We start from the raw sequence: 23,283 nt of genomic DNA, 5'->3' as shown, positions 1-23,283 counted from the left end.
GGCGCCTTTTTCGTTTCTTGAAGTTTTGTTATTGCAACCGGTCGAGGGTCTTGTAGTACAGCCCGACAAGCGGCAGGAACCACGGCTTGCCGAAATGGCCGGGAACGGCCGGCCAAGCAAGCCCCTTCAGTGGGTTGCGGTCTGCCCTGCCCAGGATGGCATCGGCAATGATCACGCCCAGATGGGTCGACAGCTGCGCTCCGTGGCCGGAATAGCCCATGGCATACCAAACTCCGTCGACATAGCCGGCCCGGGGGGTAACGATCCTGGGTCATGTCCACGAGCCCGCCCCAGCAATAGTCAATTTCGACGCCCGCCAGCTGTGGGAAGATTTGAAGGAGGCTCGCCCGAAGAACGTCTCCGCTCTTTGCGTCCGACCGCTGATCGGATGTCGCGGAAAAGCGGGCCCGCCCGCCAAAGATCAACCGGTTGTCGGGGGCCAGGCGGAAATAATTGCCTATATTCATCGAGGTGACGCAGGTCCTATTGCCCGGCATGGTCGCCGCAATTTCCGCAGGCGTCAATGGCCGGGTGGCGATGAGGAAGCTGCCGACGGTGATGATCCGGCGGCGGAAATAGCTGAACATCGGCGGCGTATAGGCGCCGGTGGCGACGAGCACGTGGTCCGCGGTGACAATGCCGCGTTCTGTCGTGAGAGTGTGCCTGCCGCCGCTATTTTTATGGGCGGTGACTGCTGCCTTCTCGAAAATGGTGGCACCATGGCGCGCGGCGGCACCCGCAAGCCCCACGACATAGCGCCCCATATGCATCATCGCACTTTTTTTGGAGAGCATGGCCCCATGGAAGGGCGATCCGACCTCGCGCTTCAGGTCCACTGCCGTCAGGAGGGCGGTATCGCGATCAACCTCTCTGTGGATCGCCTCGAAGTTGCGGGCGATAGCATCGAAATGCTGCGGTTTGGAGGCCAGCTTGAGTTTTCCCGCACGTCGGAAACTGCAGTCGATCCTCTCCTGCGCAATGATCGCCTCGATTGCATCGATGGAATCGTCATGCGCACGGTAGAGGGCCACGGCACGCTCGATGCCAAGTTCGGACTTGGCGGCGAGGAAGCTGTGAGCGAGGCCATTGTTGAGGTGTCCGCCATTTCGCCCGGATGCGCCCCAGCCGACCTGCTCCGCCTCCAGCACGACGACGCGCGACCCGGCCATTGCGAGTTGTCGTGCCGCAGCAAGCCCGGTAAAGCCCCCACCGACGACGGCAACATCGTAATGTCCTTCGACGGGACCCGGTCGGGCACCGTCGAAAGCCGGAGTGGTTGTGTCGTGCCAGTAGGATTGGAACTTCATCGCCATGTGCCGTCAGAGCCCGACGACGCCGGGCAGACCCGAAATGTCCGCAATCTCGACATAGCCATAGTATTGGTTTGCCGGCTCATGACCGCGATTGACCCATACCTTGTTCTTGATCCCCAGGTCATGCGCGGACATCAGATCGTAGCGAAACGACGACGAGCAGTGCAGCACGTCTTCCGGGCCGCAACCCAGCATGTCGAACATGTATTCGAAGGCCCTGAAACGCGGCTTGTAGGCATTGGCCTGCTGCGCAGTGTAGACGGCGTGGAAAGGTGCACCAAGTTTTTCGACATTGGACATGATCTGCGAGTTCATGGCATTGGAAAGCACGACGAGCGGGATTTCCTTGGCGACCTTGGCAAGGCCCGCGGGAACATCGGGATGCGGCCCCCAGGTCGGAACGCGCTCATAGATCGTCCTGGCATCTTCGTCGTGGAAGGTGACGCCGTTCCTCTTGCAAGTGCGTTCGACGGCATTGTGGACCACTTCGTTGTAGGGTTTCCAGTCACCCAGGATTTCATCCAGGCGGTAGGCCGCGAAATTCTTGACGAATTCCACCATGCGCGCATCGTCAAGCCGGCTGCCATAGAGATCCCGGGCAGCCTCGGCCATCTGGAAGTTGGTCAGTGTCCCGTAGCAGTCGAAGGTGATGAATTTCGGGCGGAAGTGAGCCATTGCTGTAGATCCTTAAATAGCCGGAGCGATGTTGCCTGTCGCAATCATAGACCGCGCGTCCCGCCCCGCTTGACTGAAATCAGCGGCGGCATAGCAGATTGTTCCGTATCACACACACTCTTTGGCACAGTGTTCCGCCGCAGCGATCATCGACTCGGCTGGGCTTGCTCGGCACGGGTCCCCCACGCGTCCGCTTGTCAGCATAAGATGCGGTAAGCCCTCAAGGCTACGGTGAAAGATACCGGCAGCACCCCGTCCTCGGGACGATATTCTGACACCGTGGGTCTAAGAATAAGAGAGCATTCCAAGGATCCAACAGATGCACACAAGTCAAATCGATCTTGTCGCCTTCGGGCCCAAACATCTTGAAGGTGCTGTCGCATTGTCGCGTCAGGCCGGCTGGCCGCATCGCCCGGAAGACTGGCAAATGGCGCTTGCCGTAAGCCGCGGGATCGCGGCTGTTGCGGACGATCACCATGTGGTCGGGACGGCACTGGTCACTCCCTATGGTGAAGACTGCGCAACGATCAACATGGTGATCGTTGATGAAGTTGCTCGCGGCCGCGGTCTCGGGCGCAGGCTGATGCAGGCCGCACTCGACATCGGCGGCGAGCGCCAGTTGCGTCTGGTTGCAACCACCGACGGGCTTCCGCTCTACGAAAAACTTGGGTTCCGGCCGGTCGGCACCATCCTGCAATATCAGGGGAAGATCCCCGCTATAGCAGCACCCGATGGGATTGAGAACGCCTGCGAAGCCGATTTTGACGCTGTCACAGCGCTCGATCACGCCGCCTTCAAGGCCGACCGGAGGTGCCTCTTGGAACACCTGGCAAAGGTCGCAGAATTTGTCGTGGTACGGCGCGCAGGCCGGGTTCAGGGTTTTGCTGCTCTGCGTGCTTTCGGACGGGGCGACGTGATCGGTCCGGTCGTGGCCAAGAATTTACACGATGCCCGCACGCTCATTTCCGCGTTTATCGGGAGCCGACCGGGTGCTTTTCTGCGCATTGATACCATAGCCGACACGGGACTTGCACCTTGGCTGGAAAGCTTGGGACTTACCCATGCCGGCGGCGGCATAGCCATGCGCACCGGTGGCACCGACGCGCCGGCTCGCTCCCCTACAAGACCTACGCTCTCGCCAACCAAGCCTTCGGCTGATCTGGAGACCCCGCATGTTTAGCAATTCCCTCATCGAACTTGATCGTGCGCACTTGGTTCATCCGGTCGCTTCCTATCAAACGCACGAAACGCTCGGTGTGCGCGTGCTGGCATCCGCCTCCGGCGCTACGGTCACGGATGCCACTGGCAAGCAGCTTATCGACGGTTTTGCCGGGCTTTGGTGCGTCAATGCCGGTTATGGTCATGACAGCATTGTGGAGGCCGCTGCAAAGCAGATGCGTGAACTTCCTTATGCGACCGGCTATTTCGGCCTTGGTTCGGAGCCCGCCATCCGGCTCGCCGCAGAACTTGCCGACCGTGCACCGGGCGACCTCAACCACGTCTATTTCACGCTTGGTGGCTCCGATGCCGTCGACAGCACGGTTCGCTTCATCCACTATTACTGGAATGCCCGCGGCAAACCGGACAAGAACCAGTTCATCTCCATCGAACAGGGCTATCATGGCTCGTCCACCGTGGGCGCCGGTCTGACTGCGTTGCCGGCCTTCCATGCCGGTTTCGGCCTTCCCTTCGATTGGCAGCACAAAATTCCGTCCCATTATGCCTATCGCAACCCGGTTGGCACCGATCCAGAAGCGATCATCGCCGCGTCCGTTGCCGCATTGAAGCAGAAGATCGAAGAGCTTGGTGCTGAGCGGATCGCGGCATTTTATGCCGAACCGATCCAAGGCTCCGGCGGAGTACTCGTACCACCCAAAGGCTGGATGAAGGCCATGCGGGAGGTCTGCCGCAGGTTCGACATCCTTTTCGTTGCCGATGAGGTCATCACCGGCTTTGGCCGCACCGGCCCGTTGTTTGCATGCTCCGAGGAGGGGATTGTCCCCGACCTCCTGACGGTCGCCAAGGGCCTGACGTCCGGCTATGTACCGATGGGGGCGCTCTTCATGTGTGAACACGTCTATCAGACCATTGCGGAGGCAGCCGGCGCCTCTGCCGTCGGGCACGGCTATACTTACTCGGCTCATCCCGTCAGTGCTGCGGTTGGCTTGGAAGTTCTGCGCCTCTATGAAGGCGGGCTTCTTGAAAATGGCCGCAAGGCCGGCGCGCGCCTAATGGCGGGCCTCGAAAGTCTGGGGGATCACCCGCTGGTCGGCGACGTCCGCGGCCGCGGAATGCTCGCTGCGGTCGAACTTGTGGTGGACAAGGAGCGTAAGACGCCTCTTCCGGCAGCGGCCGACCCGGCGCGCCGCATTTTCGACCGTGCCTGGCACAACGGTCTTATTGTTCGCGCCTTTGCCAGCGGCGTTCTGGGTTACGCGCCGCCGCTCTGCTGTAGCGACAGTGATATCGACGCCATCATCGAGCGGACGCGGCAGACGCTGGACGAGACACTTGCCGATCCCACGGTGCGCGCCGCCATGGTGTGATAGCGCGCCGCCGGCGGCAATCCGGGAATATCGTAAAATGCGCATATTCGCAATTTTGTGCCGTCTGGCAGGTTCAAAACAGAGGATCCGGCAGGCCTTTGCTGCGAAACTGGTGACAGGAAAAAGGCACCTGCGCAACTGCCCACGTCACTTTCAATCGGTGCGACGCTTGGCGGTCGAATCCGCTCTACGAAACCGGCCTTTAATCCGCATAGATCCGTCGAAAAGGCGGGCAAGCAGAAATTCAACAAAAAGGGGAATGCCATGAACGACAAGATCACGAATTGGACAAAAACCGACGACGCAATGGTTGAGAACGCTATCCGGCGTGGCGCAACCCGTCGCGAACTTCTTCAATTGATGCTGGCTGGCGGCATCGCCACGGCGGCGGGCGGTCTGGTACTCGGCAATGCCACGCGCGCCGTTGCTGCCACTCCGGTTTCCGGCGGTGCTTTGAAGGCGGCCGGCTGGTCTTCCTCCACCGCAGATACGCTCGACCCGGCCAAGGCCTCGCTCTCAACCGATTACGTGCGTTGCTGCGCCTTCTATAATCGCCTGACCTATATCGACCAGACCGGCGCGACGCAGATGGAATTGGCCGAATCTGTCGAGAGCAAGGATGCCACGGTCTGGACTGTCAAGCTGCGCAACGGCGTGACGTTCCATGATGGCAAGCCGCTGACGGCAGACGACGTCGTTTTTTCGCTGAAGCGTCACCTGGACCCTGGCGTCGGATCGAAAGTTGCCAAGATCGCGGCGCAAATGACCGGGTTCAAGGCAATTGACAAGCAGACTGTGGAAATCACACTGGCCAACGCGAATGCCGACTTGCCCACGATCCTCGGCATGCATCATTTCATGATCGTGGCCGACGGCACCACGGACTTCTCCAAAGCCAACGGCACCGGCGCCTTCGTACGCGAAGTTTTCGAACCTGGCGTCCGCTCGGTGGGCCTCAAGAACAAGAATTACTGGAAATCCAGCGGCCCGAATGTCGATTCTTTCGAATATTTCGCCATCAGCGACGACAACGCGCGCGTGAATGCTCTTCTGTCCGGCGATATTCATCTTGCCGCATCCATTAATCCGCGTTCGATGCGGCTGATTGAAAGTCAGGACGGTTTCACACTCTCGAAGACCACCTCCGGCAACTATACCAACCTCAACATTCGGATGGACATGGCACCGGGGGACAAGAAGGACTTCATTCACGGCATGAAGTACCTGGTCAACCGCGAGCAGATCCAGAAATCAGCCTTGCGAGGTCTTGCGGAAATCGGCAACGATCAGCCGATTTCTCCCGCCAACTTCTATTACAACGCCGATCTCAAGCCGAAGGCCTTCGATCCGGAGAAGGCGAAGTTCCACTTCGAAAAGGCGGGCGTGTTGGGTCGGTCGATCCCGATGATCGCCTCTGAAGCAGCGAACGCCTCGATCGATATGGCGATGATCGTCCAGGCTGCCGGCGCGCAGATCGGAATGACATTCGACGTCCAGCGCGTGCCTTCGGACGGCTATTGGGACAATTACTGGCTGAAGGCACCAGTCCATTTTGGCAACATCAATCCGCGGCCGACACCCGACATTCTGTTCTCGTTACTCTATGCATCGGACGCGCCGTGGAACGAGAGCCAGTACAAATCCGCAACGTTCGACAAGATGCTCGTCGAGGCGCGCGGCTCGCTCGACCAGGCCAAGCGCAAGGAAATCTACAACGCGATGCAGGTCATGATCGCGGAGGAAGCGGGCACCGTTATCCCCGCCTACCTTTCAAATGTCGACGCCACCACAGCCAAATTGAAGGGGTTGGCACCGAGCCCGCTCGGTGGCCAAATGGGCTACGCCTTTGCGGAATATGTCTGGCTCGAAGCCTGACGAGGCAAGCGGCCGAGGGCAGAAATGCTCTCGGTTCGCCTTTTGATCGCGTATAGTCGGTCGGCCGAACGTCAAAGGAGGTGCGTGATGAACCATCGGATTCTCTCTCTGGTGATGAGCAGACTGCTCATCACCGTAATTACCCTGGTGATCGTATCCTTCGCGGTGTTCTTCGCCACGATGATGCTCCCCGGTGACACGGCAACGATCCTCCTTGGCCAGGCGGCAACGCCCGAGGCTGTCGCGGGGCTTCGCACGGCCATGCATCTGGATGAGCCGGCGATTATCCGATTCATCCGGTGGTTCGGAGGGCTCCTCACGGGCGATCTCGGCACGTCCTACGCCAACGACATGCCGATCGCCGATCTGATCGCCGGGCGCTTTATCAACACGTTGAAGTTAGCTGGCGTGACTGCCCTGTTCTCGGTTCCGATCGCTCTTACACTCGGCATAACCGCCGCCATGATGCGCGGCTCGGTTTATGACCGGATCGTTACCGTAGTGACGATCGGCGTTATATCGGTTCCGGAATTCATGGTCGCGACGTCTGCCGTCCTTCTGTTCGCCGTCTATCTCAAATGGCTGCCAGCCTTGTCCTTTGCCAACGAGGTTCACTCAATCACCGATCTGCTACGCGTCTATGCGATGCCGGTCGTCACACTCACTTTCGTCGTTTCCGCTCAGATGATCCGCATGACCCGTGCTGCGGTGGTTGAAACGCTCAACACACCCTATGTCGAGATGGCCCTCCTGAAGGGCGCATCGCGAAAGCGGATCGTGCTGAAGCACGCGCTTCCCAACGCGCTTGGCCCCATCGTCAATGCCGTGGCACTGTCGCTGTCCTATCTTTTGGGTGGTGTGATCATTGTTGAGACGATCTTCAACTATCCCGGCATAGCAAAACTGATGGTCGATGCCGTCGCCACGCGCGACCTGCCCCTGATCCAGAGTTGCGCCATGATCTTTTGCGTTGGCTATCTGATCCTGATCACGCTTGCCGACATTCTTGCCATCCTTTCCAATCCGAGGCTGCGATGACAACAGATACCGCAAAAACGCCGGCCGCAGGCCGCATGGGCTACCGCTTTAATCTTGTCGGGATGCTGGCCCTTGCCGTCATTCTCCTGTGGGGACTTGTTGCCGTCTTCGCGCATCTTCTCACTCCCTATCCGGTCGGAGACATCGTTGATGTCGACTATTTCGGGCCAATGTCGAAGCAGTTCTGGTTGGGGTCGGACTACCTTGGTCGGGACATCTTCTCGCGCATCGTGATGGGTGCGCGCTACACTGTCGGGATCTCAGTGGCCGCCGTGGCGATCGCCTGTACGACGGGAGTCGTACTCGGCATGATCGCAGCCGTCAGCGGTGGCTGGACCGATACTTTGCTCAGCCGATTTCTCGATGCCATGAGCTCGATCCCAAGCAAGCTGTTTGGCTTGGTCGTCGTCGCTGCGGTCGGATCGTCGATCCCGGTTCTGATTATCACGCTGTCCGTCATCTATATCCCGGGCGCCTATCGCTTCGCCCGCGCTCTGGCCGTGAACATCAATGCCATGGATTTCATCACAGTCGCACGTACGCGTGGCGAGAACGTCTTTTACATCATTCGTTCCGAAATCCTGCCGAACATCCTCGGGCCGGTACTGGCCGACCTCGGCCTTCGTTTCGTTTTCATCGTGCTGCTGCTTTCCGGGCTCTCCTTCCTCGGTCTCGGCGTTCAGCCGCCCTATGCCGATTGGGGGGCGCTCGTGCGCGAAAATATTGGCGGCCTGCCCTTTGGCGCCCCCGCGGTCATGTTCCCGTCGATCGCGATCGCGAGCCTCACCATCAGCGTCAACCTGCTGATCGACAACTTGCCCAACAAGATCCGGGACCGGAGTGCACAATGACCAATCTCGTTGAAATCCGCGATCTGAAGGTCGAGGCAAAGACAGACTCGGGACGTATTGTCGAGATCATCAAGGGGGTTAGCTTCGATGTGGCGGAAGGCGAGATCGTTGCGCTCATCGGCGAAAGCGGATCGGGAAAGACCACGGTCGCCTTGACCTTGATGGGACATGCCCGCCCTGGCTGCCGCATTTCCGGCGGCAGCGTTAGAGTTGCAGGCAAGGATATGGTCCAGCTTTCGGAAAAGGCGCGGGCCCGTGTCCGCGGCACCGAAGTCTCCTATGTTCCACAGAGTGCGGCAGCAGCTTTCAATCCTGCCGCAACGATCATGGAGCAAGTTATCGAGATTACCCGCATTCATGACCTCATGCCCGCCGCCGAGGCAAAAGCCCGCGCGATCGAACTCTTCCGGGCGCTGTCCCTGCCGGAGCCCGACACGATCGGCAACCGTTATCCGCATCAGGTTTCGGGTGGCCAGTTGCAGCGCCTTTCCGCGGCAATGGCGCTAATCGGCGATCCGAAGATCGTGATCTTCGACGAGCCGACGACAGCGCTCGACGTTACGACCCAGATCGAGGTCCTACGTGCCTTCAAGGCCGTGATGCGCAGGGGTGGTATCGCGGGGGTTTACGTCTCCCATGATCTTGCGGTCGTGGCCCAAATCGCAGACCGGATCGTCGTGCTGAAAGGCGGCGAGGTGCAGGAGGCAGGCAGCACTGAGCAAATCCTGTCGGATGCGAAGCACCCCTATACGCGCGAACTGCTCGCTGCTTTCGAACCCAAGCCACGAGGCGCAGCCCCGGTCGTTTCGCAAGTACGTCCCATTCTTGAGATTGAGAACATCGTTGCCGGCTACGGCTCCATCCAGAGCAACGGGCTGCCGCTCATCTGTGCTGTGCGTTCCGTGAGTCTGACGGTGGAAAAAGGCCGCAATCTTGGCATTATCGGTGAATCCGGCTGCGGAAAATCGACCCTTGCCCGGACAATTGCCGGCATTCTACCTACCTCCGGCGGCAGGGTCATTTTTGATGGCCAGCAGCTTGCACCAAGTGCTTCCATGCGCACACACGAGCAATTGCGCGAGATGCAGATCGTCTTCCAGTATGCCGATACAGCGCTCAATCCCGCCAAATCGATCGAGGACATAATTGCACGTCCCCTCAGCTTCTATCACGGCATGTATGGTGCAACGCGCGACAAGCGGATTACTGCACTTTTGGACATGGTCCAGTTGCCCAGTTCGGTCCGCAATCGGCGGCCTGCGGAACTGTCCGGGGGGCAAAAGCAGCGGGTGAATTTCGCTCGCGCCCTTGCGGCTGATCCGAAGCTGATCCTGTGCGACGAGATTACCTCGGCGCTTGACACCGTGGTAGCCGCGGCCGTCATCGAACTATTGAAGGAACTGCAGAGGGAACTCGGTCTCTCGTACATTTTCATAAGCCATGACATTTCGGTGGTGGAGGCGATCTGTGACGAAATCGTCGTCATGTATGCGGGTGAAAAGGTCGAGCAACTCATCCCGTCGACCGCAGCAGGCAAGCGTCCTCATCATCCCTATTCGCAATTGCTGTTTTCTTCGGTTCCCAAACTCGATCCGCATTGGCTCGATGGCCTGGAGCGGGATCCGGAACTGGTTCGCGCCTATTGCCAGCGCTGAGGGTTAGGTAATCAGAGCCGAAACAAACTTGTCAGTGGCATATGCGCCTTGACGATCGGTGACTTCAGCACGACGAAGCTGAAATATTTGTCGATGCCGATATCCAAGTCGGTCAGCCGTTCCATTATGGTCTGGTACTCGCCGATCCCGGCGGTAACGAACTTCACAAGATAATCGTACCCACCGGAAACCAGATGGCACTCGATAACCTGTTCGACTTTCTCGACTGCGGCGAGAAAGCGGGAGAAGTCGATCTGCCGGTGGTTCTTCAAGGTGATCTCGGTAAAGACCGTCAGGGTCTGGCCGAGCTTGGCGACGTTCACCTGCGCCGAATAGCCGACGATATAGCCTTCTGCCTCCAGCTTCTTCACCCGCATCAGGCAGGGACTCGGCGACAGGTTGACGCGTTCGGCCAGCTCGACATTGGTGATGCGGCCGTTCTTTTGCAACTCGTAGAGAATCTTGATGTCGATCCGGTCCATCTTCATGCAACGCGCCCCTTGACACTCACTTCCATATGTAAAGCAGAAAATGCTGCATATCCTTTCGGGAATATAAACACATATGTGTAGCCTGTCATTGTCGATGCGGTCTCCGCGGCCGGCATAAACTGTGGCCCGTTTACGATTGAACGATATAAAATGCTATCCATAGCCAAACTCCAGCTACGTCTTCTTGGACCGAAGAGTAAATTGATGACGAGAACTGGAGATCGTTCATGCCCGCCCCGCTTCAGAAGATAGAAACAAACCAGGCTCTGCCTGACAGCGCCGACGCGGTCGTGATTGGAGGCGGCATCGTCGGCGCCTTTGCCGCGTACTACCTTGCGCGCCGGGGTCTCAAAGTCGCGCTGCTGGAGAAAGGCCGGGTTGGCGCCGAGCAGTCGAGTCGAAATTGGGGCTGGTGCCGGCAGCAGAATCGGGACGCGCGAGAACTTCCGATCGCCACGAAGAGTCTCGATTTATGGGAGCGGTTTGCGGCAGACACCGGCGAAGACACTGGTTTCCGGCGCTGTGGTCTGCTCTATCTCAGCAACGATGAAGCGGAACTCGAAGCCTGGGCCCGTTGGGGAACCTTTGCGCGATCAGCAGGCGTGACAACGCATATGCTTGATAGCGCGCAGGCGAGCGAGCGCGGCAGCGCCAGCGGTCGCATCTGGAAAGGCGGCGTCTTCTCGCCCTCCGACGGCACCGCTGACCCATCGCGCGCCGCCCCCGCCATCGCCAGGGCGATCATGGCTCTCGGCGGAAGCGTCCATCAGCACTGTGCCGCCCGCGGCATAGAGACGGCGGCCGGGCGCCTGAGCGCCGTGGTGACAGAGAAAGGGACAATTCGAACGCCCGTGGCCGTCATGGCCGGTGGCGCCTGGGCTTCGTCTTTCTGCCGGCAGCTCCATGTCCGGTTTCCACAAGCGTCTATCCGGTCGTCCATTCTGTCGGTTTCGGGCGCAGGGGATCTCCCTGACGCTCTGCACACAGCGCATGTATCAGTCACACGGCGTGGGGATGGTGGCTACACCCTTGCGATCAGCGGGCGTGGGCGGGTGGACCCGACCCCCCAGCAAATCCGCTTTACTCCGCAATTCCTGCCAATGTTCCTCCGGCGCTGGCGCAGCCTTGCGCCCGGAAGCGCCGAAGGTTGGCGTTCCGGCCATGAAACCCTAGCACGCTGGCGGCTCGACGCGCCCACCCCCATGGAGAGAATGCGGATTCTCGATCCGGCGCCAGATCAGAGCACTATCGCATTGACCTATCGCAGGGCCTGCGAACTTTTACCATCGCTGGCCAAATCTCACGTTACCGCAGCGTGGGCGGGCTATATCGACAGCACCCCGGACGGCGTGCCCGGCATTGGTGAGATCGAATCTGTCCCGGGGTTCATACTCGCTGCGGGATTCAGCGGTCACGGGTTTGGCATTGCCCCAGGTGCCGGACATATGGTTGCCTCTCTTGTCGCAGGCGCAGAGCATCTGGTCGACCCAAGTCCTTACCATCCGAGCCGCTTCCAAACAGCGGTCTGGGGAAAGGTTGCGGATTTCTAAGCCTAAGAGACCGGGCACGGCAGGCATTTTGGAGAAAATTCGCAGCGAAGAGAATCCTAACGCCTGTCGATAGAGGTTCTATCCTGATGGTCGTTTATCTCGCCTTCAGCAAAGCGGTGGTCGAGGGATTGTGGCAGACCTTCTCGCTCAGAGATATTGCAGTTGTAATTGTGCTCGACGCACTGCTTCTCGCCTTTGTGCTAGTGCTCACCATGTATGGCAGCCGCCTCCTCGGCTTCAACAGGGCTGACGAAATCACCATCACGTTTTGTGGATCGAAGAAGAGTCTTGCCAGCGGCGTACCGATGGCAGGCGTTATCTTCGCCGGGCAGTCTATCGGTGCCATCGTGCTGCCGCTAATGATTTTCCACCGGATTCAGCTAATAGCCTGCGCTGTAATCGCTCAGATATGCTGATGCCACTGTCAACGCCGCATCGGATAAGAACCTAAATCCCAATTCTGCCCGTACCTGAAATCCGCAGCTCGGCTGAAGCACCACGATGCAGATTTCAAGCAACAGTGGGATTGATGCATTGCCTCCGCGCCGCAGAAGAATGCCTCGATCGACGCGCGAGCCGCCTGTGCCTAAAGAGCCAGACGCCAAATCGTGCGAACAGATCCCAATCTGTGCTCGGCCTCCAGCCGCGGATTGGCCTCCAAGGCGCCATAAGAAGTAGGTTGGATAACATCGTCATCACCAGGTAGATCAGACACGCAACTCCGTAGAGGACGAACGGCTGCTTGGTGCTGGCGACGGTGAGCAATGTCTGTCGAAGCAGGTCGTCGAGCGCGACCACCGAGGGACAGCCCAATTTCCCGAAACCCGGCAGAGCCCTCAGAGCCTTACCACCGCCTTGATCAGTCCGGCCCTGTCCTGCGCGAGTTCGGGCAGGCGCTGCGGCAGATCGGTCAGCGGCAAGATCACCGAGCAGAGGGCATCCGTGGAGATCTTGCCCTCACGGATGGCCGCCATGACGGTTTCGAAATCTGACTGGACTGCATTGCGGCTGCCGATGATGCGCGTTTCCCGCTTGTGGAATTCCGTGTCGTCAAAACGAATATGATCCTTCACGACGCTGACGAGCACATAGCTGCTGCCATGCGCGAGGAATGGAAAGCCTGCCTCGATGGCGACCGCAGCCCCCGTCGCATCGAAGACGGTATCGAAGCCATCGGCGCGGTCGCCTTCGAGGACCCGCGACGCATCTTCATGCGTGTTTTGAAAACCGAACTTCTCGCGTGCCAAAGCCAGCCGCTGCGAGCTCAAATCCAAAAGATGGACCTCCGCGCCTGCGAGCCGCGCGAAAAGTGCTGTCCCGATGCCGATGGGTCCGGCTCCCGTGACCAGCACCCGGTCGCCGGCGGCCAGTCCCGAACGGGCCACAGCATGGGCCCCGATCGCCAGGAATTCGACCATGGCCGCCTGGATTTCGTCGAGTCCTTCGGCGGCTGTCAGGTTACCCGCCGGAACAGCAATGCGCTGGCAGAGGCCGCCGTCGCGATGAACGCCCAGCACCGCGATGTTCGAGCAGCAATTGGGCTTGCCGCGCAAGCAGGCTCGGCATTTGCCGCAGGCGATATAGGGATTGATCACAACAAGGGTACCGGCCTCGATGCCCCCTGCAGAGGTGACCAGTCGGCCACTGAGTTCATGGCCGATAACGCGTGGATAATTGAGATAGGGATGCTTGCCGGCATAGATGTGATAATCCGTTCCGCAAATGCCGACCGCCGCGATATCGACAAAGGCCCAGCCTTCCGCCAAGTCCACGGGAAGAGGCCGTTCGATGAGCTCGAACCGTCCCGGTTCGACACAGGTGCCGCATAACATTCCGTTGTCCTTCCTCAATGCGAATTCAGGCCGGGTTGCAATGCGCTAGCAGCGTTGCGCGGCCGCCAGCCGTCGGGCATCTCGCCCTTGATGATCAAGCTCAGCACATCATCCTTGGTTACCTGTTCGATGTGGTAACCGCCGACATTGCGTCCCCGGTTCATCACCACGATGCGGTCACAAAGGTCAAAGACGTCGTGCATGTCGTGGCTGATGAGAAAGATGCCGATACCTTCGCTGCGCAACTGCCTGATGAGATCGGCGACCATGGCCGTCTCAGCTGGCCCGAGGGCAGCCGTCGGCTCGTCCATGATAAGGACCTTCACGTTGAAATAAATGGCGCGCGCGATGGCGATGACCTGCCGCTGGCCGCCGGAGAGCCGCGACACCGGATCGCTCAGATTCTTGAAGTTGGGATTGAGCCGATGCAGAACCCGCCGCGCTTCGTCCATCATTCGCTTGTCATCGAGATTGCCCCAGCGCGTCTTTAGCTCGCGGCCGAGAAACAGGTTGGAGGGCGCATCGAGATGATCGGCAAGGGCGAGTGTCTGATAGATGGTCTCGACGCCCTGGCGCCGCGCATCCTGGGGTGACGCGAAGCGGACATCCTCGCCCCGCATCCTGATCCTGCCGGCGTTCGGCGCCATGGCGCCAGAGAGGATCCGCATCAGGCAGGATTTTCCTGCCCCATTGTGGCCAAGTACGCCGACGACCTCTCCAGGAAAGAGGTCGACTGACACGTTTTCAACGGCGTGTACGCCGCCGAAACTCTTCTGGATATCGATCATCTCGACCAGCGGCCGCGATTCTTTGACTTGCGCGTTCATGGATTTTCCTGATGAGAGGAGAAGGCAGGGGCCAAAGCCCTGCCTTCTCACGGCCCGCCGTTCAGTAAAGAACGTTCTTGGCCTCGGGAGCAGCGATGTTGTCCTTGGTGACGGCGACCACGCCCGTATCGATCTGCGGCTCGACCTTCTTGCCGCCGACGATGTCGAGAATGGCCTTCACGCCGAGTTCGCCCATCTGGTAGGAGCCCTGGACCATGGTCGCTGCGAGCGTGCCATCCTTGACGAAAGCCTGCAGGTCTTCGTTGCCGTCAAAACCGATGGCAACGACCTGACCTGTCTTGCCGGCCTGGACGATCGCACGCCCCATGCCGACCGCAGTTGGCTCGTTGGCACCGAAGATGCCTTTAAGATCCGGATTAGCGGAAAGCATGTCCGTCGTCTGGTTGAGTGCCGTGGCCATCTGGGATTGCGAATAAAAGGGACCAACGATTTCCAGTTTGGAATTCGCCTTCAGATGATCGACGAAGCAGCCGACGCGACCCACTTCTGAACCGACGCCCGCCACATAAGACATCACGGCCACCTTGCCTTCGGTGCCGACCTTCTCGATCATCATCGTCGCGGCAAGCTTGCCGGCCGCGCAGTTATCGGTCGAAAGGAAGGTCTGATAGGTATCCTTGGCGGTCTCTGAGAGAGCGGAGTCGATGATTGCGACCGGGATACCAGCTTCGTGGGCCTTCTTGACGGCCGGAGCAAGCGCATCCGGATCCGACGGTGCGAGCACGATGCCAATCACGCCGCGATTGATAGCGTTTTCGACCATGCTGAGCTCGTCGGCAATCGCGGATTCCGCGGCCGGGCCGTTGAAGGTCATCGTGTGTTCGCTCTGGCCGGCGATCGCGGCAGAAGCGCCTTTGTTGACATTTTGCCAGAAGTTCGAGTTGGTTGTCTTGACGATCACGGCGATTTCTCCCGCCATGACGGTGGCGGGCGCGGCGATCATCGTGCTTGCCAGAAGCAGTGCTTTCAAGGTCTTCTTCATTTTCTCCTCCTCTGATGAAGACAGTTTTGCCGGTTAACGGCGGCTTCGCAGCTGATCGACATAGACCGCCATGATCACGACGAAGCCGATGATGATCTGCTGAATAAAGGCTGAGACGCCGGCCATGTTCAGGCCATTGCGCAAAACTCCGATGATGAAGGCGCCGATCATCGTTCCGGAAACGGTTCCCACCCCGCCCATGAGTGACGACCCGCCGATGACGGCCGCAGCGATTGCGTCGAGCTCGTACATGACGCCCTCATTGGGCTGTGCGGTGACCAGACGGGACATCAAGACGATCCCTGCCAGACCGGCGAGCGCGCCGGACATGACATAGGCGGCAAGCTTGGTTCGATCGACGGCGACACCGGAAAGCCGCGCAGCTTCCTCATTGGAACCAGTGGCATAGATGTGGCGGCCGATAGAGCGGCGGCGCAGCATGAAGGCGACGGTCACGGCGACGACAACGAGCAGGATCGCCGGATAGGGAATTCCCGGAAAAATGACCTTGGGCAAGCCATTCGAACCCATGCCAATCACACGGAAAAGCGAACCGTTGCCCAGTTTGCCGAACGCCTCGCCCAATTGTGAAATCGGAGCGGCGCCGGTGATCTGCAAGGCAATGCCCCGCGCGATCAGCATCATGCCGAGCGTGGCGACAAAGGGCGTGATACGCATTTTCGTGACCACGATCCCATTGACAGCTCCACACAGTGCCCCGACCGCGATTCCCATGGACATGCCGAGCGGTACGGGCATGCCGGCCTTGACCGCGAGACCAGCCACGGTTCCGGAAAGCGCCAGCACCGAACCCACGCTGAGATCGATCCCGCCGGTCAGGATTACCAGCGTCATGCCGATCCCTAGCAGGCCGATTACCGACGTCTGCAACAACACCGTCAGCCCGTTGCCGACGCTCAGGAAGGCTGCATTGCCGAAGGCGAAGAGTGCGATCAGCATGAAAAGCGTGAAGAGCGCGGAAAGCTTATGGAGGGCATCGGATGTAATTTTGACCCGAGCTAACGGCACAACAATCCGGTCCACATCAACTGACATAACGCCCCTCCCTGAGCGGTATAAAATAATTAAATGCAGACTGCAGGTCAGAGTATCCGCTGTCAATTGTTTTTAATTATTGTCGACATTTGTCTTTTGGTATATTGCAAACAGCGACAGAAGGGCTCGCGATGGCAAGAACAGATGAACGTTTCAGGGCAACTTTCAATGCGCTTCTCCGTGAGTGTTCCGCGTTGAAACCCGGCGATTTGCTGGCTTCTGAACTGGCGCTTGCTGCGCAATTCGACGTGAGCCGTACGGTGATCCGTTCAATCCTCGAACGTCTGGACATGATCGGGGTGGTGCAATGGAGGGGGCGCCAGAAGGCGCTCATGCGGACGCCGCGCCCAGACGAATGGCTGACGGTAAGTGCGAGCCAGGTTTCCCCCGAAGAGCTCGAACGCCAGTTTCTCTACTGGATCCTGCGCTTCGACGTGCCGCCGGGGACACCGCTCAATGTCGCCGAACTTGCCCGGCAGTTTCGCGTCAGCGTCCACGGCCTGCAGGAATTTTTAGCGCCGCTGAGCCGGTTCGGCCTTGTCAAACGGCGGCCCAAAAACGGTTGGGAACTAGTTGGATTCACTTCTGATTTTGCGATCGAGCTTTCCGATTTCCGAATGATGATTGAGCTCAACGCGGTGTCGCAGCTCATTGCGCTGCCCGACAACCACCAGATTTGGCACAAGATCGAGGAGCTAGAAGGGGCGCATCGCGCACTGGCAGCGGCAATCGATGAGCGCTTTCACGATTTTTCCCTGCTGGACGAGCGCTTTCACCTAGCGATAGGCAGCGTCACGCGCAATCGCTTCGTCGCCGAATTCCAGAAGGTGATCTCCCTGATTTTCCACTACCATTATCAGTGGGATAAGAAGGACGAACGCGAGCGCAACGCAGCCGCGATCGACGAACATCTAAGACTGATCGCGGCCCTGAAATCGCGCGACGAAACCTCGGCACTCGCGGCAGCTCGCGATCACCTGCGCACTTCGAAGCAAACACTGCTCTCCTCGCTGCGCATTCACGCCCTATCCTAGCGGGTCGAGGATGCATCGGCGCCCTTGGCCACGATGCATGGATTGCATCGACATTCCGCGGCTCAGGAGCACCGATGTGACCGCCGGGTGGGTCATCGTGGAGCGAAGTGCCGCGGCGGCGAGGAGTACCTCAAACGACTCGGCGCGGCTTTTGGACCAACCACGCCTTTTCGTGCATCTGCGGCGGCGCAGGCAGGAGCCCGGCGGAAAACCCGTCGGGCTCTTCTGACTCATTCGAAATCCTTGACGTTTTCCGGGGTGACAAGCCCGGCCCCGGTGTCTACGTTGGCGTCGACAGGATCACCATGGATGGCCTTGACAACGGTCGCTATGCCAAGCTCGCCCATCTTCGCGGGAAATTGCGCGACGCTCGCATCTTCCGTTCCGGCCCTGATCGCTTCGAGTTCGCCGCAACAGGCGTCAAAACCCACAAGAATGATTTTGTCGTTGGCAATGTTCGCATTGGCGAGCGACTTGACGGCCCCAGGAATGGGCGGACCGCAGGCGGCGTAAATTGCCTTCAGATCCGGATTGGCCGTCAGGATGTCTTCGGTGACGGAGGTGCCGAGTTCGAGCGTGCAGTTGGTCGCGCCCTTGGCGACGACGTCGACCTTGACGCCGCCCAAACCCTCCATCATCCCGGTGACGCGTTCGTCCAGCGCCGGCACGCCCGGCACCCCTTCCAAAATGGCGATCTTGTCGCCGTCCTTGAGCTTCGTCTTGAGGAATTCGCCGGCGATCTTGCCGCCGTTGAGGTTGTTAGTGGACACCAGCGCCGTCTGGCCCTTCCAGCCCGGGATGCTGTTGTCGACCAGCACCACCTTGATGCCCGCGGCGACCGCCTTGTCGAGCGCCGGTGCGACGGTGGGGTCGACGGGCGTGATCGCTAGTCCCTTGACCCCTTGGGTAACCATCGATCTCGATCAGGGCGATCTGACCTTCGATGTCGGTTGCCGACTGACCTTGCCCCGTGACGAGTTCGATCCCCGGATGGTCCGCCGCGTACTTTTTGGCGGCCTCTTCCATCGTCGAATAGAACGGCACCGGAAATTTGGTGATCAAGCCGATCTTCACGCTTTCGGCGGCTGCCGTTGGGCTTGCCATTGCGGCGACCAGCGCCGGTCCCATCAAGAACTGCAGTCTCATCGCTTCCTCCCTGTTTTGGCGGGCCCTGCGCGGCCAACTCGCGGCCGACTTTCGAACCCGCAAATTTTGATCAGGCCCCGACGATCATCGAGACCAGCTGCTGTTTGTTATCGCGCGTCGGCACGAGCTCGCCGACTTTCCGTCCCTGTCTGAGCACCGCTGCTCGATCTGCAAGTTCCGTCACGTGCTCCATGTTGTGGGTAATCAGAATGATCGCGTTGCCGCGGTCGCGCAGCACGCCGACGAGGTCTAGCACCTTGCGTGACTCGCGCAGACCGAGGGCCGCGGTCGGTTCGTCCAGGATGACCACCTTGCGAGCGAAGACCGCCGAGCGGGCGACGGCGATGGCTTGCCGCTGGCCGCCGGACATCAACGCCACGACCCCGTCGAGGTGTGGCAGCGACACGTTGAGCGACTGGATCAACGAGCGCGTCTGTTCGTCCATCTCCCGTTTGTTGAGGAAGCGCATGGCGCGCGGTAGCCATCTCGGACCGGCGATCTCGCGTCCGGCGAAGAAGTTCTGTGCCGGTGTAAGGTTATCGAACAGCGCCAAGTCTTGATAAACCGTCTCGATGCCGGCCGACCGCGCGTCGGCGGGCGAGCGCAGAACGTTAGCCGCGCCGTCTATTACGACGTCGCCTGCGTCCAGCCGGTGGACGCCGCTGATGCACTTGATAAGCGTGGATTTGCCCGCGCCGTTGTCTCCCAGCAGGGCGAGGATCTCGCCGCGATTGACGTCGATGCTGACGTCGTCGAGCGCAACCACCGAGCCGAAACGCTTGCAAGCGCCGCGGACGCACAGCACCGGACGTTGGGGGTGTGCTTCTGGCGGGTGCTGCGTCATGGTCCGGTTTCCGCGCGCAGGACCCGCATGCGGGACTCGAGATGATTGCGCAGGACGTCGGCCTCGACGGCAACGACGATGACAACGCCGATGACGATCAGCTGGTAAAACACCCCGACGTTCAAGAGATTGAGGGCGTTGCGGATCACGCCGATCATGATCGCCCCGATCAAGGCATGGCCGATGTGCCCGCGGCCGCCGAGAAAGCTGGCTCCGCCGATGATCACCGCGGCGATGGTGTCAAGTTCGAGGAGATTGCCGAACAGCGGCGACCCCGCATCGGTGCGGCCAGCGAGAAGCACGGCCCCGACGCCCGCGCAGGTCCCTGAAATGACATAGGTCGACACCAAGACCGCGGAAACTGGAATGCCCATGCGCACCGCGGCGTCGGCCCTGCCGCCCACGGCATACATCCAGCGGCCCCAGACTGTCGACTGCGTCACGACAAACATCAGTCCCGCAACCCCCGCGACCACGAACACCGATCCGGGAAGCCCGGCAAACGCCTCCTGGCCCAAGCTCCGGATGGCTGGCGGCATCCCCGGAATGGCGCGGCCGTCGGCAAGCTGGAGGGCGATGCCTTTGGCAATGCTGAGCGCCGCCAACGTGATGATAAACGGGTGCGGCAGGCGTCCGTAGACATAAAACAGGCCGTTGATGGCACCGACGGCCGCGCCGGCCGCCACCATCACGGCAACCACCGTCAGCGTCGAAGCTCCGGCGTGAAAGCTCAGCGCCCCGAGTACGGAAGCCAGTGCGAGGTTTGATCCAACCGAAAGGTCGATCCCCTTGGTCAGGATGACCAGATGCTGCCCCATGGCGACGACGCAGATCACCGCGGTCTGCGCCAGGATGTTGCCGAGGTTGCGCGACGACAGGAAGTACGGCGACAAAAAGCTCAAGGCCAGAACGAGCCCGAACAAAATGAGGACCGCGCCGGCACCGAGCATCTTGAGGCCGACCGCCACCGCGATGCGCTCGCTGTTCGCAACGGCGGCCGCTCGCGGTTCAGCGACTTCTCGTTCAAGCGGTTCGTCCATCCCCGTCAACACAACCTCCTGATGACGATGCAACCCGGGGTTTGTATTCTTATCGATAAAAAGCCGCAGGACTGGACGAAGGTCAAGTTGTTTTTTATAAGTAATATGCAAAAGAAAAAGGACAGGTGCATATCGTGAAGCCCGATTCAGTTTTCAAGAAAGCTTTCAACCGCACACTGCAACTGCTCGACGAGGGCGCCGTCGACATCAGCGCGACCTCCGAGAACGCTCTGCGGGCAAGGATCGGCGTCAGCCGCACGACAGTACGGAAGGTTCTGGGCGAACTCCAAGCACGCGGCATAATTCGGATCTCTGAAGATGGAGCCACGGTCGGCCGAAACATACTGAAATCCGACTATTTTCCCGATCTCGAAACGACATCGAAACGCCAGCATGTCGAAGAACAGTTCATGGAGTGGATGCTGCGCGGAGACACTCAGCCCGGCACGCTTATAAATGAGCTTCAGCTCGCCAGACAGTTCGGGGTAGCCACCAACGGCGTGCGCGAATTCCTGATCCGCTTCAGCCGGTTCGGGCTGATCGAAAAAAAGCAGAATTCTGGCTGGCTGTTCAAGGGATTCACCGAGGCTTTCGCGCTCGAACTCTTCGAGATCCGCGTCATGTTCGAATTGCGCTCGGCTCACCTTTTCGCCGAGCTTCCGGACGACTCGCCATTGTGGAGGGAACTTGCCGACTTGAAGACGGAGCACCAACGGTTGCTGCGGGAAATCGGCGGGCGCTTCCACGATTTTTCGCGGTTGGACAACCGTCTGCACCGCCTCATAAATCGCGCTGCGCCGAACCGCTTCATCGACGATTTCTACGACGTCATTACCTTGATCTTCCATTACCACTACCAGTGGAACAAGAAAGATGAACTGCAGCGCAACGAGGCCGCGATACGCGAGCACCTCGCCTACATCGACGCGCTGTTGAGCGGCGACACGCATGAAATCGAGCGCACGTGTTTGCGCCACATGACCTCGGCGCGGACGACATTGGTTCGCTCGATTCAGGTGGCCGCCTGAACTTCCGCTTGCACGCCACCATATGACTTCTGCGCAAATACAATTGCTAATATCATCAATATGTATTTGCATAATCAATTCATTATTGGTTTGATATTACCTAAGAGGACGCATGAACGGGTCCGGCGGCCGAACCAGCGAAACCTACGGCGCTGAATTTATCACGGCCGCATGGCAGATGTTTATTTCTACGGAGAAATTATTCCACTTATGTCCAAATCCAAGAGGCAATTGAGCGTGGGGCGCCCCACCATGATGGATGTTGCCGCAGCGGCGGGCGTCTCCCAGGCCACCGTCTCACTGGTTCTAAGCGGAACGAAAGGTGCGCGGCTTGCCGACGCCACAAGGGGCCGCGTGCTGGAAGCAGCGCAGGCGCTTGGCTACCGTTTTGTGCGCCGCGGAACCAAGGCAGTCCCGGGTGGACAGTCCACAATAGTTTTCGTTGCCGATGAAACCTCAACGGATCCCTGGATGTCGCTGGCGTTCGAAGGCGCCCGGGATAAAGCGCTCGAATATGGTATCAACGTGATGATGGCAGTTAGTCATGGCGACGCTGATGTTGAGACCAATATCGTCGCGGGTCTGAGTAAGTTGCCCATTCTTGGTTTGATCTACGGTACAATCTTGACCAGGCTCGTGCAGATTCCTGTGGCCCTTGCCGACCGTCGTATCGTCCTGGTGAACTGCTATGACGAACGTCGCGAGCATCACTCCGTTCTGCCTGGTGATCTGTTGGGCGGCCGCACCGCGACCGAACACCTGCTGCTGTACGGTCGCCGGCGCATCGGCTTTATCAATGGCCAACAGGGGGTGGATGCGGCGCGTGATCGTCTCAAAGGCTACAAGCAGGCGTTGGCCAGCAACGATATTGCCTTCGATCCTGCGCTGGTGCGTCCGGGCAATTGGGAGCCATCGGCGGGTTACGAAATGACGCTGGAACTGATGGCATTGGACAATCCGCCCGATGCCATCTTCTGCGCCAACGACATGATGGCAGTCGGCTGTTTCGACGCACTCAAGCAATTGGGCGCCATAGTACCGGACGATGTGGCCGTTATTGGCTTCGATGATCGCAATATCGCGCAGTACATGCACCCTCCGCTATCAACGCTCGTTCTCCCGCTCTATGAAATGGGGCGGACGGCTGCGGAGCTGCTTATCGACGCGGCCGGCGGCCTGCACACCACTCCCAGTCGCATAAAGGTTGAATGTGAACTGATTGCGCGGAGTCCACCGCCTGCCGGCGCTTCGACAATGCCGAAGCCACCGTGGCGGCGCGGTGATCGTTTGAAGGCATCCCGCCTGCGCGGCGGGTGCCTTCATCGGCCGGATTTGGCGGACGCTGCCAAATCGCTGAGGTTGGCGTGAAATGTCCGGCTATGACCTTTACCAACGTGGACTTGCCAACCCGTTGTGCCCGTCAGGTCGATGACTTCTCCCGGCTCGATCGAACACGATACATCGCTCAATGAGTGGATT

Annotated in this window: 18 protein-coding genes and 3 pseudogenes; 11 read left to right on the top strand and 10 right to left on the bottom strand. The window is 59.5% G+C overall.

The window, feature by feature from the left end; all coding sequences use genetic code 11:
• Positions 1-28: 28 nt before the first annotated feature.
• Together N8E89_RS21615 and N8E89_RS21610 are read right to left on the bottom strand one after the other, a co-directional pair.
• Positions 29-1,307 (bottom strand): annotated as a pseudogene (locus N8E89_RS21615) (NAD(P)/FAD-dependent oxidoreductase).
• A gap of 12 nt (positions 1,308-1,319) precedes the next feature.
• Entirely contained in the window at positions 1,320-1,988 is a 669-nt protein-coding gene (locus tag N8E89_RS21610) for a haloacid dehalogenase type II (RefSeq protein WP_262263159.1), read from the bottom strand.
• Between the two features lie 319 nt (positions 1,989-2,307).
• Between N8E89_RS21610 and N8E89_RS21605 the strand changes: the two are divergent.
• From N8E89_RS21605 to N8E89_RS21580, 6 genes and pseudogenes are all read left to right on the top strand, one after another.
• Positions 2,308-3,146 (top strand): annotated as a pseudogene (locus N8E89_RS21605) (GNAT family N-acetyltransferase).
• A gap of 14 nt (positions 3,147-3,160) precedes the next feature.
• Positions 3,161-4,534, top strand: coding sequence for an aspartate aminotransferase family protein (locus N8E89_RS21600; protein WP_262263157.1), 1,374 nt, complete (start codon positions 3,161-3,163; stop codon positions 4,532-4,534).
• Positions 4,535-4,798: 264 nt separating this feature from the next.
• The gene (locus N8E89_RS21595) at positions 4,799-6,409 is read left to right on the top strand and encodes an ABC transporter substrate-binding protein (RefSeq protein ID WP_262263156.1); all 1,611 of its coding nucleotides are present in this window, start codon (positions 4,799-4,801) and stop codon (positions 6,407-6,409) included.
• Positions 6,410-6,496: 87 nt separating this feature from the next.
• Positions 6,497-7,447, top strand: coding sequence for an ABC transporter permease (locus N8E89_RS21590; RefSeq protein WP_262263155.1), 951 nt, complete (start codon positions 6,497-6,499; stop codon positions 7,445-7,447).
• Complete coding sequence (locus N8E89_RS21585) at positions 7,444-8,298, top strand: ABC transporter permease (RefSeq protein ID WP_262263154.1); 855 nt, start codon at positions 7,444-7,446, stop codon at positions 8,296-8,298. The genes N8E89_RS21590 and N8E89_RS21585 overlap by 4 nt, the downstream gene beginning before the upstream one ends.
• Positions 8,295-9,953 carry an ABC transporter ATP-binding protein gene (locus N8E89_RS21580; protein WP_262263153.1) on the top strand — a complete coding sequence of 553 codons (1,659 nt, stop codon included), beginning with the start codon at positions 8,295-8,297 and terminating at the stop codon, positions 9,951-9,953. The genes N8E89_RS21585 and N8E89_RS21580 overlap by 4 nt, the downstream gene beginning before the upstream one ends.
• Before the next feature lie 11 nt (positions 9,954-9,964).
• Here N8E89_RS21580 and N8E89_RS21575 read toward each other — a convergent pair whose 3' ends face one another.
• Complete coding sequence (locus tag N8E89_RS21575) at positions 9,965-10,441, bottom strand: Lrp/AsnC family transcriptional regulator (RefSeq protein ID WP_106665308.1); 477 nt, start codon at positions 10,439-10,441, stop codon at positions 9,965-9,967.
• A gap of 230 nt (positions 10,442-10,671) precedes the next feature.
• On the opposite strand from N8E89_RS21575, the gene N8E89_RS21570 reads away from it, so the two are divergent.
• Together N8E89_RS21570 and N8E89_RS21565 are read left to right on the top strand one after the other, a co-directional pair.
• Positions 10,672-11,994 (top strand): NAD(P)/FAD-dependent oxidoreductase, encoded by a 1,323-nt coding sequence (locus tag N8E89_RS21570; RefSeq protein WP_262263152.1) that lies wholly within the window; start codon positions 10,672-10,674, stop codon positions 11,992-11,994.
• Positions 11,995-12,035: 41 nt separating this feature from the next.
• Positions 12,036-12,468, top strand: a pseudogene (locus N8E89_RS21565) (bile acid:sodium symporter); the annotation flags it as partial.
• 362 nt (positions 12,469-12,830) lie between these two features.
• Here the strand turns inward: N8E89_RS21565 and N8E89_RS21560 are convergent.
• The 4 genes from N8E89_RS21560 to N8E89_RS21545 form a co-directional block, all read right to left on the bottom strand.
• On the bottom strand, positions 12,831-13,826 hold the full coding sequence (locus N8E89_RS21560) for a zinc-binding alcohol dehydrogenase family protein (RefSeq protein ID WP_262263151.1): 996 nt from the start codon (positions 13,824-13,826) through the stop codon (positions 12,831-12,833).
• Between the two features lie 14 nt (positions 13,827-13,840).
• On the bottom strand, positions 13,841-14,653 hold the full coding sequence (locus N8E89_RS21555) for an ATP-binding cassette domain-containing protein (RefSeq protein WP_262263150.1): 813 nt from the start codon (positions 14,651-14,653) through the stop codon (positions 13,841-13,843).
• Between the two features lie 61 nt (positions 14,654-14,714).
• Entirely contained in the window at positions 14,715-15,656 is a 942-nt protein-coding gene (locus N8E89_RS21550) for an ABC transporter substrate-binding protein (protein ID WP_262263149.1), read from the bottom strand.
• A 33-nt stretch (positions 15,657-15,689) separates the two neighbouring features.
• On the bottom strand, positions 15,690-16,712 hold the full coding sequence (locus N8E89_RS21545; protein WP_262263148.1) for an ABC transporter permease: 1,023 nt from the start codon (positions 16,710-16,712) through the stop codon (positions 15,690-15,692).
• 194 nt (positions 16,713-16,906) lie between these two features.
• On the opposite strand from N8E89_RS21545, the gene N8E89_RS21540 reads away from it, so the two are divergent.
• Positions 16,907-17,746 carry a GntR family transcriptional regulator gene (locus N8E89_RS21540; RefSeq protein ID WP_262263147.1) on the top strand — a complete coding sequence of 280 codons (840 nt, stop codon included), beginning with the start codon at positions 16,907-16,909 and terminating at the stop codon, positions 17,744-17,746.
• Between the two features lie 230 nt (positions 17,747-17,976).
• On the opposite strand, the gene N8E89_RS21535 is transcribed toward N8E89_RS21540, so the two are convergent.
• The 3 genes from N8E89_RS21535 to N8E89_RS21525 all read right to left on the bottom strand — a co-directional run bounded on the left by N8E89_RS21535 (position 17,977) and on the right by N8E89_RS21525 (position 20,686).
• Positions 17,977-18,660: a sugar ABC transporter substrate-binding protein gene (locus N8E89_RS21535; protein WP_262263146.1), complete on the bottom strand. Its 684-nt coding sequence runs from the start codon at positions 18,658-18,660 to the stop codon at positions 17,977-17,979.
• 302 nt (positions 18,661-18,962) lie between these two features.
• The gene (locus N8E89_RS21530; protein WP_262263145.1) at positions 18,963-19,736 is read right to left on the bottom strand and encodes an ATP-binding cassette domain-containing protein; all 774 of its coding nucleotides are present in this window, start codon (positions 19,734-19,736) and stop codon (positions 18,963-18,965) included.
• Positions 19,733-20,686, bottom strand: a complete 954-nt coding sequence (locus N8E89_RS21525; protein WP_315975742.1) for an ABC transporter permease — start codon at positions 20,684-20,686, stop codon at positions 19,733-19,735. The genes N8E89_RS21530 and N8E89_RS21525 overlap by 4 nt, the downstream gene beginning before the upstream one ends.
• Positions 20,687-20,910: 224 nt before the next feature.
• Between N8E89_RS21525 and N8E89_RS21520 the strand changes: the two genes are divergently transcribed.
• A complete protein-coding gene (locus N8E89_RS21520; RefSeq protein ID WP_262263144.1) occupies positions 20,911-21,804 on the top strand; it encodes a GntR family transcriptional regulator in 894 nt (297 codons plus the stop codon).
• Positions 21,805-22,056: 252 nt separating this feature from the next.
• Positions 22,057-23,172 carry a LacI family DNA-binding transcriptional regulator gene (locus tag N8E89_RS21515; RefSeq protein ID WP_262263143.1) on the top strand — a complete coding sequence of 372 codons (1,116 nt, stop codon included), beginning with the start codon at positions 22,057-22,059 and terminating at the stop codon, positions 23,170-23,172.
• The last annotated feature ends 111 nt before the right edge of the window (positions 23,173-23,283 follow it).

Origin of the sequence: Phyllobacterium sp. A18/5-2, from assembly GCF_025452215.1 — a bacterium.
Classification (GTDB): domain Bacteria; phylum Pseudomonadota; class Alphaproteobacteria; order Rhizobiales; family Rhizobiaceae; genus Phyllobacterium; species Phyllobacterium sophorae.
The sequence above is the reverse complement of the archived record's forward strand: the minus strand, read 5'-3'. Positions and strand labels throughout refer to the sequence as shown.

Bases quoted from the DNA above. Each gene is read 5' to 3' on its own strand.
- N8E89_RS21610 (WP_262263159.1), bottom strand. From the start codon at position 1,988: ATGGCTCACTTCCGCCCGAAATTCATCACCTTCGACTGCTACGGGACA.
- N8E89_RS21600 (WP_262263157.1), top strand. From the start codon at position 3,161: ATGTTTAGCAATTCCCTCATCGAACTTGATCGTGCGCACTTGGTTCAT.
- N8E89_RS21595 (WP_262263156.1), top strand. From the start codon at position 4,799: ATGAACGACAAGATCACGAATTGGACAAAAACCGACGACGCAATGGTT.
- N8E89_RS21590 (WP_262263155.1), top strand. From the start codon at position 6,497: ATGAACCATCGGATTCTCTCTCTGGTGATGAGCAGACTGCTCATCACC.
- N8E89_RS21585 (WP_262263154.1), top strand. From the start codon at position 7,444: ATGACAACAGATACCGCAAAAACGCCGGCCGCAGGCCGCATGGGCTAC.
- N8E89_RS21580 (WP_262263153.1), top strand. From the start codon at position 8,295: ATGACCAATCTCGTTGAAATCCGCGATCTGAAGGTCGAGGCAAAGACA.
- N8E89_RS21575 (WP_106665308.1), bottom strand. From the start codon at position 10,441: ATGAAGATGGACCGGATCGACATCAAGATTCTCTACGAGTTGCAAAAG.
- N8E89_RS21570 (WP_262263152.1), top strand. From the start codon at position 10,672: ATGCCCGCCCCGCTTCAGAAGATAGAAACAAACCAGGCTCTGCCTGAC.
- N8E89_RS21560 (WP_262263151.1), bottom strand. From the start codon at position 13,826: ATGTTATGCGGCACCTGTGTCGAACCGGGACGGTTCGAGCTCATCGAA.
- N8E89_RS21555 (WP_262263150.1), bottom strand. From the start codon at position 14,653: ATGAACGCGCAAGTCAAAGAATCGCGGCCGCTGGTCGAGATGATCGAT.
- N8E89_RS21550 (WP_262263149.1), bottom strand. From the start codon at position 15,656: ATGAAGAAGACCTTGAAAGCACTGCTTCTGGCAAGCACGATGATCGCC.
- N8E89_RS21545 (WP_262263148.1), bottom strand. From the start codon at position 16,712: ATGTCAGTTGATGTGGACCGGATTGTTGTGCCGTTAGCTCGGGTCAAA.
- N8E89_RS21535 (WP_262263146.1), bottom strand. From the start codon at position 18,660: ATGGTTACCCAAGGGGTCAAGGGACTAGCGATCACGCCCGTCGACCCC.
- N8E89_RS21530 (WP_262263145.1), bottom strand. From the start codon at position 19,736: ATGACGCAGCACCCGCCAGAAGCACACCCCCAACGTCCGGTGCTGTGC.
- N8E89_RS21525 (WP_315975742.1), bottom strand. From the start codon at position 20,686: ATGCTCGGTGCCGGCGCGGTCCTCATTTTGTTCGGGCTCGTTCTGGCC.
- N8E89_RS21515 (WP_262263143.1), top strand. From the start codon at position 22,057: ATGATGGATGTTGCCGCAGCGGCGGGCGTCTCCCAGGCCACCGTCTCA.